This is a genomic window from Pseudomonas sp. GM49, from assembly GCF_000282355.1.
Taxonomy (GTDB): Bacteria; Pseudomonadota; Gammaproteobacteria; order Pseudomonadales; family Pseudomonadaceae; genus Aquipseudomonas.
In genome coordinates this window covers 1-11,215 of record NZ_AKJL01000082.1, presented here as the reverse complement: position 1 = coordinate 11,215, position 11,215 = coordinate 1, and the positions used below count along the sequence as shown (strand labels likewise).

Sequence of the window (11,215 nt, the reverse complement as noted above, 5' to 3'; positions counted from 1 at the left end):
CCAGCCGCAGCGGTGACATTGTGTGCCGGGGTGTGGCTGGTGGGGTCGCCACCTATCTCTGAATCCTTGAGTCTACAAGGATTTGTCAGTACAAAAATCTCGAAGTGTGACAGCGTTCAGGTACGCCGAAGTGGTGCACCATACGAGACGCGCAAGCTTTACGTTTGCACTCTTCAAAACCTTGCTGCGCTCTCCAGTTTCCTTGCTGTGGTATCTCTGCGCACCTTCTCGCTGCAATGTCCTGCTGATTTTTTTGGCTTAACGGAGTCATCGCCATAGGCAAATCGAATAGCTGGGCATGTTGTTATGAGGATTCGATATTTGCGCAGATAGCTATTTGGTCCTATTGGTTATTATGGATAGATGCTTAATTCTATCAAGTTGTAAGGGATAATAGTTCCAAGGCATCAAGGCAGACGTGCGTTTTGCCAGAAGTCGTGAGAATGTCGGAGTTTTGTCTTGTCGCAGAGTCAGGCGGGAACGGATTTCAGTCTTGCTATCAGAGTATTTTCAAGATGGAGACTTGAAGTCTGATTTTTGGCTAGGCTGTGATGATCAGTGATGACGCAATCACGGTGTCGACAATGTCAGTGGGCAAGGGGGGGGCAAATCAAGGCGCCTCAAAACGGATTTTGGTTACTTTTCGGACAGGAGTTTCTGGCATGAGTTCATTGTCTGCAGTGCTGCAGTCGAGATGGGTCGGATTTTATAGCGGAGTTATCCTGGCGGGGGTGTGGAGTGTTTTTGCTTATGTTCATTTGGTCCGATTTCTAGAAACGCAACAACTGACGATGCTTTTGTTCTGTCTCTCCGAGACGCTGACAGCAGTTTTGTACATTTTTCGAAGCGAGCCAAAGACGGTTTCGCTCATTCCGCTCGACTGGTTGATGGCGGCAGGTGGGACTTTTACCCCATTGTTTTTCCGGCCGGAGACTTGGGGGGTACTCCCGTGGGCAAGTTTTCTGATAGTTGTGGGAACGATCATTCAGGTGCTGGGTATACTTTCTCTAAACCGCAGCTTTGCGCTCGTTGCCGCAAAGCGGGTTATCAAGACTGCGTGGATGTATCGCGTGGTGCGTCATCCAATCTATGCTAGTTATTGTCTGACATTTACGGGCTATGTATTGGCAAATACATCACTGGCTAATATAGCTATCTATGTGGGAACTATCGGTTTTCTGGTCGCGCGAATATTTCGAGAAGAGGCGCATCTTTCTCTTGATCCATCATATCGAGAGTATATGCAGGGTGTTCGTTATCGGCTTGTTCCATTCTTGTTTTAGTTTTCGGGTGTTGGCTGGCGCCCTTACATGGTCGTCAGGTCAGGAGCAGCCGCAGCGGTGACATTGTGTGCCGGGGTGTGGCTGGCAGGGTTGCCACCTTAACGCCACGCGAGTGTTCTCTCGCGTTATCTTTCTGAAAAAACTTTCACTAGCTGCCAGGAACTTGTCCGGGGCGGTTTTTTGTCGTTTCCGATTTATCCACAGCCGCCGGCTCGCCACCGGTATACAACCGAACAATCTTATCGATCTCCCCGGACATCTTCATCCGCATCAGGGTGTGCAGAATGCGCTGCACCGGCACTTGCGGGTCGTTGCGCACGTAGCAGCCGACATTCTGCTCCTGCAGCACTGCCACGCTGCGCAGCTGTTGCTCCGGTAGCAGGCGCTGATTGAACCAGTCCAGGCTCCATTGATTGCTGACGGCATAGCGGTTGCGGCCGGCGAGGAGCTTTTCCAGCACCAGTTCCTGATTGCGTGCGTCGTCGCGATGCAGTTGATCGGTGTCGAACAGCGGTTGCAGGGTCGGGTAGCTGTAGCCCAGCACGGTGCCGATGGACTGTTGTGGCAACTCCGCCGGATTCACTGCAGCGGGGCGCGAATTCGGGGTGATCAACAGGTCGGGCTGGGTAAAGAGCGGGATGCTCCAGAGGTAGTCGCCGGACTGACGGGGCAGCCACGATTGCGCGGCATAACAGCGGATATCGACCTCGCCTTGTTCCATGGCGTTTTCCACCCGCCCGCGGGGCAGCACATGGAATTCGACCGGTACGCCGACCTGAGTCGCGAGGCTGACCATCACGTCATACAGAATGCCTTGGGTCGGTTTGCCCCGTTCAAGCTGCACCATGGGCATGGTCCAGCTGTCGGATATCACGAAGCGCAGCGGTGCTTGCGCGGCCACGCCGTCCAGGCTGATCAACAGCAATGCCCCCATGGCCAGCCGCATAAACACTCCATTAAATGCCTGCGATGTGCAGCTTAGCCAGAATACACGAGCGCACCGGATGCAATTTATGCCTTGCTCCGCTAGCATTAGCCGCTTCTGCTTCCTTCGCTGCGACGGTTTTCGATGAGTTATCAGGTTCTTGCACGTAAATGGCGTCCGCGCTCGTTCCGCGAAATGGTCGGCCAGACCCATGTGCTCAAGGCTCTGATCAATGCCTTGGACAGCCAGCGGCTGCACCACGCCTACCTCTTCACCGGTACCCGTGGGGTCGGCAAGACCACCATCGCGCGGATCATAGCCAAATGCCTGAACTGTGAAAAAGGTATCACTTCGACCCCCTGTGGCGAGTGTTCGGTGTGTCGCGAAATCGACGAAGGCCGCTTTGTCGACCTGATCGAGATCGACGCCGCGAGCCGCACCAAGGTCGAAGACACTCGCGAGTTGCTCGACAATGTGCAGTACGCCCCGAGCCGTGGGCGCTTCAAGGTCTACCTGATCGACGAAGTGCACATGCTCTCCAGCCATTCCTTCAACGCGCTGCTCAAAACCCTCGAAGAACCGCCACCCTACGTCAAGTTCATCCTGGCGACCACTGACCCGCAGAAACTTCCGGCAACGATTCTGTCGCGGTGCCTGCAGTTCTCCCTGAAGAACATGACGCCCGAGCGTGTCGTCGAGCACTTGACCCACGTGCTGGGTGTCGAGAACGTGCCGTTCGAGGACGATGCGCTGTGGCTGCTGGGCCGCGCCGCCGACGGGTCGATGCGGGATGCCATGAGCCTGACCGACCAGGCGATTGCCTTCGGTGAAGGCAAGGTCATGGCCGCCGACGTGCGGGCGATGCTCGGGACCCTCGATCACGGGCAGGTCTACGATGTCCTGCATGCGCTGATCGAAGGCGATGCCAGGGCGTTGCTCGAAGCCGTCCGCCACCTGGCCGAACAAGGTCCGGACTGGAACGGCGTGCTCTCGGAAATTCTCAATGTGCTGCACCGTGTTGCCATCGCCCAGGCCTTGCCAGAGGGTGTCGATAACGGTCACGGCGACCGTGATCGCGTGCTGGCACTGGCCCGGGCCTTGCCGGCCGAAGACGTGCAGTTCTACTACCAGATGGGCCTGATCGGCCGCCGCGACTTGCCGCTGGCGCCGGATCCCCGGGGCGGTTTTGAAATGGTGTTGCTGCGGATGCTGGCGTTCCGGCCCGCAGACACCGCGGATGCCCCAAGGCAACCGCTAAAGCCAGTGGGGATCAGCCAGGCCACAGTTGATTCCGCAAACTCAGTGGCTGCCGCGCCGGTTGTTGCGCCGGTAGTCGCTGCGGCCGTTGCACCGATGGCGGCTGCGCCAGTGGCGGCACCTGCACCTGCACCGGTAGCGCCGGTCGTTGTGCCAGAGCCTGCGCCTGTGGTTGAGGCGGTCGTGGTCGAAGAGGTTGTCGACCTGCCGTGGAATGACCCGGTCGAGCCGGCGCCCGTTCAGCAACCGGCGGTGGAGCCGGTGCTGGAAACCGCCAGCGAACAACCCGATTTACCGCCGATGCCGTTGCCGACGCCGGACAGCGTGGTGCCGGACGCCCCGGAATGGGCTGCCGCGCCGATCCCTGAACCTTCGGTGGCCGACGTCGATGCCGCGATGCCGGGCATGGACCTGGATGACGAGCCGCCGCTGGACGAGGATTACATCGAGCCGGACATGGATTCGGCCTACAGTTACCTCGACGAGTTGGCCAGCGAACATGCCGCCGAGCCTGCTCCGGAGCCAGAGCCTGAGCCCGCGGCAATGCCGGCCACCGGTCTGGCCCTGCAATGGCTGGAGTTGTTCCCGAAATTGCCGATCTCTGGCATGACCGGCAGCATCGCCGCCAACTGCACGCTGATCGCGGTGGATGGCGACAATTGGCTGATGCACCTGGACCCGGCCCACAGTGCCTTGTTCAACGCCACTCAACAGCGTCGCCTCAACGATGCGCTGAACCAGTATCACCAGCGCACGCTGACCCTGAGCATCGAGCTGATCAAGCCCGAGCAGGAAACCCCGGCACAAGCGGCTTCGCGCCGCCGCGCCAACCGTCAGCGCGAGGCGGAGGAATCGATCCACGGCGATCCGTTCATCCAGCAAATGATGCAGCAGTTCGGTGCGGTGGTCCGTAACGATACTATTGAACCTGTCGACGCCCTGGTCACTCAGGGCTAATAACTGAAGGCGCTCGGCTACACTCCGCCGGGCGCTGTTTTGATCCAAGTACTTTTGAGGTGATTACCATGATGAAAGGTGGCATGGCCGGCCTGATGAAGCAGGCGCAGCAGATGCAGGAAAAAATGGCCAAGATGCAGGAAGAGCTGGCCAACGCCGAAGTCACCGGTAAGGCCGGTGGCGATATGGTCACCGTGGTGATGACCGGTCGTCATGACGTCAAGAGCGTGACCATCGACCCGAGCCTGGTCGAAGGCATGAGCGAAGACGACAAGGAAATGCTGGAAGCGGTCATTGCATCCGCGGTCAACGATGCCGTGCGCAAGATCGAAGCCAACAGCCAGGAAAAAATGGGCAGCATGACCGCCGGCATGCAACTGCCACCGGGCATGAAACTGCCATTCTGATTCGCCATCAGGCGGCAGATGAGCTACAAAAAATGCCAGGCATTGCGCTTGGCATTTTTGTTTCTGGCATTGGAAATGTGGTGTCTGAAATGCCGTCATCGCGAGCTTGCTCGCGATGAAGTCGCCCCGGTACAACTGAAAACACATCGAACGCCATACCGCCACAAAGGTCTGCTCCCTATATCACCGAACCCCATCGATCACAGGAGACGCTGCCATGTCCGACCCCATTACCCTCAATCAACGCATTGTCCTGGCTTCTCGCCCGGTCGGCGCGCCGACGCCGGAAAACTTCCGCATGGAGCGGGTAGCGTTGCCGGATCTGGCCGACGGTCAGGTGCTGCTCAAGACCGTTTTCCTGTCACTGGATCCCTACATGCGCGGACGCATGAGTGACGCACCTTCCTACGCCGCACCGGTGGAAATCGGCGAAGTCATGACCGGGGGCGCTGTCAGCCGGGTCGAGCGTTCCCTTAATCCAAAGTTTCAGGAAGGTGACCTGGTGGTCGGTGCCACCGGTTGGCAAAGCCACAGCATCAATGACGGGCGCAGCATCATCCCGGTGCCGTCGGGGTTGCCAAGTGCGTCGATGGCCCTCGGGGTGCTGGGCATGCCAGGCATGACCGCGTACATGGGGCTGATGGATATCGGCCAACCCAAGGCTGGCGAAACCCTGGTGGTTGCAGCGGCGTCCGGCGCGGTGGGTTCGGTAGTCGGCCAGGTGGCGAAGATCAAGGGCTTGCGCGTGGTCGGCGTGGCCGGCGGTGCGAGCAAGTGCCGTTATGTCGTCGAAGAGCTGGGCTTCGATGCCTGCATCGACCACAGGAGCCCGGACTTTGCTGATGAGCTGGCGCAGGCCTGTCCCAAGGGCATCGACATTTATTATGAAAACGTTGGTGGCAAGGTGTTCGACGCCGTGGTGCCGTTGCTCAACCCCAAGGCGCGGGTTCCACTGTGCGGCCTGATTGCCTCCTATAACGCCCATGAAGCGCCGAGCGGGCCGGATCGTCTGCCACTGTTGCAACGCACCCTGTTGACCAAGCGGGTGCGCATTCAGGGCTTTATCGTGTTCGATGACTATGGTGATCGCCAGCCGGAGTTCCTCAGTGCCATGGCGCCCTGGGTACGCGACGGCAAGGTGAAGTTCCGCGAGGACGTGGTCGATGGCCTGGAGCAGGCGCCCGATGCGTTCATCGGCCTGCTGGAGGGACGCAACTTCGGCAAATTGGTGGTTCGGGTTTCCCGGGACTGAGTAATTGACGCTGCAATTTGACGCTCAACCGAGGCGCGGGTATAAACCGCGTCTCGTTGTTTTGTCGGACTTTTCCACCATGAGCTTCAGCCCTTTGATTCGCCAACTGATCGACGCCCTGCGAATTTTGCCCGGCGTGGGTCAGAAAACCGCCCAGCGCATGGCGTTGCAGTTGCTTGAGCGTGACCGCAGCGGCGGCTCACGACTGGCACTGGCCCTGAGTCAGGCGATGGAAGGGGTCGGCCACTGCCGTTTGTGCCGTACGCTGACTGAGGATGATCTTTGCCCGCAATGCGCCGATACCCGTCGCGACGACACCTTGCTCTGCGTGGTGGAAGGTCCGATGGACGTCTATGCGGTGGAGCAGACCGGTTTCCGCGGTCGCTATTTCGTGCTCAAGGGGCATCTGTCGCCGCTCGACGGTTTGGGCCCGGAAGCCATCGGCATTCCGCAATTGATGGCGCGAATCGAAGAGGCGGGTACCTTCACCGAAGTCATCCTGGCCACCAACCCGACCGTGGAAGGTGAGGCCACCGCACACTACATCGCCCAGTTGCTCAGCAACAAAGGCCTGATCGCCTCGCGCATCGCCCACGGCGTACCGCTCGGTGGTGAGCTGGAACTGGTGGATGGCGGGACGCTGGCGCATTCATTTGCCGGGCGTAAGCCTATTTCGCTCTGAGTTCATGTGGCGTCCATGCTGACGCCATCGTCGGATCGCCGCCCGGAGCAAGCTCGCTCCCACATTGGTTTTATGTACGCCGCACTACCCTGTGGGAGCGAGCTTGCTCGCGATGCAGGCGACGCGGTCCGTCTGAATGACACAATCCTGTTGAAAACCAAGCAAGCGCTCGGTTAACTTCACTGACCCCTTCAGTGGAGCTCGCCGATGTCTGCCTTTCAGGAATACTTCGACCCCAGCCACCAATTGGTCCGTGACAGCGTCAGACGTTTCGTCGAACGCGAGATTCTTCCTGATATCGAGCTGTGGGAAGAAGCCGAAAGCTTTCCTCGCGAGCTCTACCTCAAGGCCGGCGCAGCAGGGATTCTCGGCATTGGGTACCCGGAGGCTTACGGGGGCAGCCATGAAGGGGATCTGTTCGCCAAGGTTGCCGCCAGTGAAGAGTTGATGCGCTGCGGCTCAGGCGGGCTGGTTGCCGGTCTGGGCTCGCTGGATATCGGCTTGCCGCCCATTCTCAAGTGGGCCCGGCCCGAAGTGCGAGATCGGGTGCTGCCCCAGGTGCTGTCGGGAGAGAAGATCAGCGCCCTGGCCATCACCGAGCCTGGCGGTGGATCTGACGTCGCCAACCTGCAAACCCGCGCAGTGCGCGATGGCGATTTCTATCGGGTCAGTGGCAGCAAGACCTTTATTACCAGCGGCGTGCGCGCGGATTTCTATACCGTCGCAGTGCGAACCGGCGAACCGGGTTTCGCGGGCATCAGCCTGTTGTTGATCGAGAAGGGCACGCCCGGTTTCACCGTAGGACGGCAGCTGAAGAAAATGGGTTGGTGGGCGTCAGACACGGCTGAACTGTTCTTCGATGATTGCCGGGTGCCCGCAGGAAATCTGATCGGCACCGAGAACATGGGCTTTGCCTGCATCATGGGCAATTTCCAGAGCGAACGCCTGGCCTTGGCATTGATGGCCAACATGACCGCGCAACTTGCACTGGAGGAGAGCCTGAAGTGGGCGCGCCAGCGCGAAGCCTTTGGCAAGCCGATCGGCAAGTTTCAGGTGATCAGGCATCGCCTCGCCGAGATGGCGACTGCGCTGGAAGTGTCCCGGGAGTTCACTTACCGCCAGGCCGCGAAAATTGCGGCGGGGCAGAGCGTGATCAAGGAAATTTCCATGGCCAAGAACTTTGCGACGGATACGGCTGACCGGATCGTCAACGATGCGGTGCAGATATTGGGTGGGCTGGGTTACATGCGCGAAAGTCTGGTGGAGCGGCTGTACCGCGACAACCGGATTCTGTCGATTGGTGGCGGGACGCGGGAAGTGATGAACGAGATCATCAGCAAGCAGATGGGGCTGTAATCGGCGGTGTGGCGGCTGACGCCATCGCGAGCAAGCTCGCTCCCACAGGGGATCATGGGTAGACACAAATTGTGTTTACTACAGAGATTCCTGTGGGAGCGAGCTTGCTCGCGATGGCGGTCTGACAGGCGCCGCTTACTTATCAGCCAACGCAAACTGCGTCAGGCAGAACGTAGGAATGCCCATGTCTTCCAGGCGTTGCGAGCCACCCAGCTCCGGCAGGTCGATGATCGCGGCCGCTTCATGCACTCGCGCGCCCATGCGGCGGATCAGGTTGGCGGCGGCAATCAGGGTGCCGCCGGTGGCGATCAGGTCATCGAACATCACCACCGAGTCACCCTCGCACAAGCTGTCGGCATGCACTTCCAGGAAGGCTTCGCCGTACTCGGTCGCATAGCCCTCGGCCAGCACGTCGGCCGGCAGTTTGCCTTGCTTGCGGAACAGCACCAGCGGCTTGTTCAACTGATAGGCCAGTACCGAACCGATCAGGAAGCCGCGGGCGTCCATGGCGCCGATATGGGTGAAGTCAGCCTCGACATAACGATGGGCGAAGCTGTCCATCACCAGGCGCAGGGCCGTGGGCGACTGGAACAGCGGGGTGATGTCGCGAAAGATCACGCCCGGTTTCGGGAAGTCGATGACAGGGCGGATAAGGGATTTGATGTCGAAGGAGTCGAAGGCCATAGTCGGAGAATCCTGGCAGGGCTGCAAACGACGAAGTATAACGGCGGCTGAACCGTTTCGCTCAGCCGCTACGGTTTGTTTCAGCTTTCCAGTGAGCCACCGGCCAGGGCGCAAAGCTGTATCGGGTCGATAATCCGGATTTCCTTGCCTTCTGCCGCGATCAGTTCGTTCTGCTGGAAGCGCGTAAAGACGCGAGACACGGTTTCCACCGCCAGGCCCAGGTAGTTGCCGATTTCGTTGCGCGACATGCTCAGGCGGAACTGATTGGCGGAAAAACCCCGGGCGCGGAAGCGTGCCGAAAGGTTGACCAGGAAGGTGGCGATGCGTTCGTCGGCGGTCTTTTTCGACAACAGCAGCATCATCTGCTGGTCATCGCGAATTTCGCGGCTCATCACGCGCATCAACTGACGGCGCAACTGCGGCAGTTGCAGGGCCAGTTCGTCGAGGCGTTCAAAGGGGATCTCACACACTGAAGTGGTTTCCAGGGCTTGCGCCGACACCGGATGCTTTTCGGTGTCCATGCCCGACAGGCCGACCAGTTCGCTGGGCAGGTGAAAGCCGGTGAGCTGTTCTTCGCCGGTGTCGCTCAGGCTGAAGGTCTTGAGGGCGCCAGAACGGACTGCGTAAACAGAATCGAAGGTATCGCCCTGGCGGAACAGAAATTCGCCTTTTTTCAGCGGCCGGCCACGTTTGACGATTTCGTCCAGCGCATCCATGTCTTCCAGATTCAACGAAAGTGGCAGGCAAAGAGGGGCCAGGCTGCAATCCTTGCAATGGGCTTGATTATGAGCGCGCAGTTTTACTGGCTCGGACATTTCTTCAATCCTTGTGGGAAAACACACATAAGATGTAAGGGTAACTCACCCAAGGAGATTGAGGCCAGTCCGTGGCGCTTTGTCGCAGTGGCCTAGATCACCCGGGAAAAGCGCTGGCGGCTGTGTTGTTCCAGATACGCGTCGAAGACCATGCACACCGAGCGTACCAACAAACGCCCGGCGGGCAGGATAGTGATCCGTTCGCGGTCGAGCTCGATCAGCCCGTCTTTGGCCATGTCTTGCAGTTGGGGCCAGAGTTCGCCGAAATAGCCCTGAAAATCGATGTTGAAAACCTGTTCGATGTCGGAAAATTCCAGGCTGAAGGTGCAGATCAATTGCTGAATGACCGCGCGCCGCAGGCGGTCGTCGGCATTGCACAGCAGGCCGCGACTGGTGGCCAGCTGCGACGCTGCGAGCGCGTTCTGATACTGGTTCAAGTCGCTGCTGTTCTGGCAGTAGAGGTCGCCGATCTGGCTGATCGCCGAGACGCCGAGGCCGATCAGATCGCAATGACCGTGGGTGGTGTAGCCCTGGAAGTTGCGTTGCAGGGTCGACTCTTCCTGGGCAATCGCCAGCTCATCGTCGGGCAGGGCGAAGTGGTCCATGCCGATGTAGCGGTAGCCGGCGTTGATCAGTTGCTCAATGGTGCGGTGCAGCATTTCCAGCTTCTGAGCGGGTGTCGGCAGTTCATTGCTGTTGATGCGCCGCTGCGGCATGAAGCGTTCCGGCAAGTGGGCGTAGTTGAACACCGATAACCTGTCCGGTTGCAGGTGGATGACCTCTTCGACGGTGCGGGCGAAATTTTCCGGCGTCTGTTTCGGCAGGCCGTAGATCAGGTCGATATTGATCGAGCGAAACTGCAAGGTGCGGGCGGCGTCGATCACCGCGCGAGTTTCTTCCAGGCTTTGCAGGCGATTGACCGCTCGCTGGACCGCCGGGTCAAGGTCTTGCAGGCCGATGCTGACCCGATTGAAACCCAGTTCGCGCAGCAGGCCCATGGTCGACCAGTCGGCCTCGCGCGGGTCTATCTCGATGCCGTAGTCGCCGGAGTCGTCGTCCAGCAAATTGAAGTGTTTGCGCAAATGCGCCATCAATTGGCGCAGCTCGTCGTGGCTGAGAAAGGTCGGCGTGCCGCCACCGAAGTGCAGTTGCTCGACTTTCTGCGTGGGGTCGAGGTGGCAGGCGATCAACTGGATTTCCTGTTCCAGGCGCTGCAAATAAGGCAGCGCCCGGCCGCGATCCTTGGTGATGACCTTGTTGCAGGCGCAGTAATAGCAAATGTTCGCGCAGAACGGCACGTGCACGTACAGCGACAACGGGCGTTGAGTCTTGCGGCTGTCGCGCAGGGCATGGAACAGGTCAAAGGTGCCGACCTGGCTGTTGAATTGCACGGCAGTCGGGTACGAGGTGTAGCGTGGTCCCGCCAGGTCATAACGGCGGATCAGATCGGTGTCCCAACGAATGGCGTCGAGCATCATGCGGGCATTCCCCGGATAGGCTGGCAGTGTCAGCCACTTTATGCGAGGGCGGGTCGGGGGATCTTGATTTGCATCAAGTGGGCGTTTGAAGCTCATTTGTGGCGAGGGGGCTTGCCCCC

At 59.3% G+C, this 11,215-nt stretch carries 11 protein-coding genes; 7 read left to right on the top strand and 4 right to left on the bottom strand.

Annotated features, from left to right (window positions below):
• Together PMI29_RS32525 and PMI29_RS21430 are read left to right on the top strand one after the other, a co-directional pair.
• Window positions 1–279, top strand: a 279-nt coding sequence (locus tag PMI29_RS32525; protein ID WP_238541643.1) for a hypothetical protein, incomplete at its 5' end; no start/stop codon positions are given.
• Window positions 280–662: 383 nt separating this feature from the next.
• Complete coding sequence (locus PMI29_RS21430; protein ID WP_007995818.1) at window positions 663–1,283, top strand: methyltransferase family protein; 621 nt, start codon at window positions 663–665, stop codon at window positions 1,281–1,283.
• Window positions 1,284–1,431: 148 nt separating this feature from the next.
• Here PMI29_RS21430 and PMI29_RS21435 read toward each other — a convergent pair whose 3' ends face one another.
• A complete protein-coding gene (locus tag PMI29_RS21435) occupies window positions 1,432–2,229 on the bottom strand; it encodes a substrate-binding periplasmic protein (protein WP_007995815.1) in 798 nt (265 codons plus the stop codon).
• A 123-nt stretch (window positions 2,230–2,352) separates the two neighbouring features.
• On the opposite strand from PMI29_RS21435, the gene dnaX reads away from it, so the two are divergent.
• From dnaX to PMI29_RS21460, 5 genes are all read left to right on the top strand, one after another.
• On the top strand, window positions 2,353–4,422 hold the full coding sequence (gene dnaX, locus PMI29_RS21440; RefSeq protein WP_007995813.1) for a DNA polymerase III subunit gamma/tau: 2,070 nt from the start codon (window positions 2,353–2,355) through the stop codon (window positions 4,420–4,422).
• A gap of 68 nt (window positions 4,423–4,490) precedes the next feature.
• Window positions 4,491–4,829 (top strand): YbaB/EbfC family nucleoid-associated protein, encoded by a 339-nt coding sequence (locus tag PMI29_RS21445; protein WP_007995811.1) that lies wholly within the window; start codon window positions 4,491–4,493, stop codon window positions 4,827–4,829.
• A 217-nt stretch (window positions 4,830–5,046) separates the two neighbouring features.
• Window positions 5,047–6,081, top strand: a complete 1,035-nt coding sequence (locus PMI29_RS21450; RefSeq protein WP_007995810.1) for an NADP-dependent oxidoreductase — start codon at window positions 5,047–5,049, stop codon at window positions 6,079–6,081.
• A gap of 79 nt (window positions 6,082–6,160) precedes the next feature.
• Window positions 6,161–6,763: a recombination mediator RecR gene (gene recR / locus PMI29_RS21455; protein ID WP_007995809.1), complete on the top strand. Its 603-nt coding sequence runs from the start codon at window positions 6,161–6,163 to the stop codon at window positions 6,761–6,763.
• Between the two features lie 207 nt (window positions 6,764–6,970).
• Window positions 6,971–8,119, top strand: coding sequence for an acyl-CoA dehydrogenase family protein (locus PMI29_RS21460; protein ID WP_007995807.1), 1,149 nt, complete (start codon window positions 6,971–6,973; stop codon window positions 8,117–8,119).
• Between the two features lie 135 nt (window positions 8,120–8,254).
• Here PMI29_RS21460 and PMI29_RS21465 read toward each other — a convergent pair whose 3' ends face one another.
• The 3 genes from PMI29_RS21465 to hemN all read right to left on the bottom strand — a co-directional run bounded on the left by PMI29_RS21465 (window position 8,255) and on the right by hemN (window position 11,093).
• Window positions 8,255–8,803 carry an adenine phosphoribosyltransferase gene (locus PMI29_RS21465; protein WP_007995804.1) on the bottom strand — a complete coding sequence of 183 codons (549 nt, stop codon included), beginning with the start codon at window positions 8,801–8,803 and terminating at the stop codon, window positions 8,255–8,257.
• An 80-nt stretch (window positions 8,804–8,883) separates the two neighbouring features.
• The gene (gene fnr / locus PMI29_RS21470; RefSeq protein ID WP_007995802.1) at window positions 8,884–9,618 is read right to left on the bottom strand and encodes a fumarate/nitrate reduction transcriptional regulator Fnr; all 735 of its coding nucleotides are present in this window, start codon (window positions 9,616–9,618) and stop codon (window positions 8,884–8,886) included.
• 92 nt (window positions 9,619–9,710) lie between these two features.
• Complete coding sequence (gene hemN / locus PMI29_RS21475; RefSeq protein WP_033052169.1) at window positions 9,711–11,093, bottom strand: oxygen-independent coproporphyrinogen III oxidase; 1,383 nt, start codon at window positions 11,091–11,093, stop codon at window positions 9,711–9,713.
• Window positions 11,094–11,215 lie beyond the last annotated feature (122 nt).

Coding starts and splice junctions, on each gene's coding strand:
- recR (WP_007995809.1), top strand. CDS start 6,161: ATGAGCTTCAGCCCTTTGATTCGCCAACTGATCGACGCCCTGCGAATT.
- fnr (WP_007995802.1), bottom strand. CDS start 9,618: ATGTCCGAGCCAGTAAAACTGCGCGCTCATAATCAAGCCCATTGCAAG.
- PMI29_RS21445 (WP_007995811.1), top strand. CDS start 4,491: ATGATGAAAGGTGGCATGGCCGGCCTGATGAAGCAGGCGCAGCAGATG.
- PMI29_RS21430 (WP_007995818.1), top strand. CDS start 663: ATGAGTTCATTGTCTGCAGTGCTGCAGTCGAGATGGGTCGGATTTTAT.
- PMI29_RS21435 (WP_007995815.1), bottom strand. CDS start 2,229: ATGCGGCTGGCCATGGGGGCATTGCTGTTGATCAGCCTGGACGGCGTG.
- dnaX (WP_007995813.1), top strand. CDS start 2,353: ATGAGTTATCAGGTTCTTGCACGTAAATGGCGTCCGCGCTCGTTCCGC.
- PMI29_RS21465 (WP_007995804.1), bottom strand. CDS start 8,803: ATGGCCTTCGACTCCTTCGACATCAAATCCCTTATCCGCCCTGTCATC.
- hemN (WP_033052169.1), bottom strand. CDS start 11,093: ATGCTCGACGCCATTCGTTGGGACACCGATCTGATCCGCCGTTATGAC.
- PMI29_RS21460 (WP_007995807.1), top strand. CDS start 6,971: ATGTCTGCCTTTCAGGAATACTTCGACCCCAGCCACCAATTGGTCCGT.
- PMI29_RS21450 (WP_007995810.1), top strand. CDS start 5,047: ATGTCCGACCCCATTACCCTCAATCAACGCATTGTCCTGGCTTCTCGC.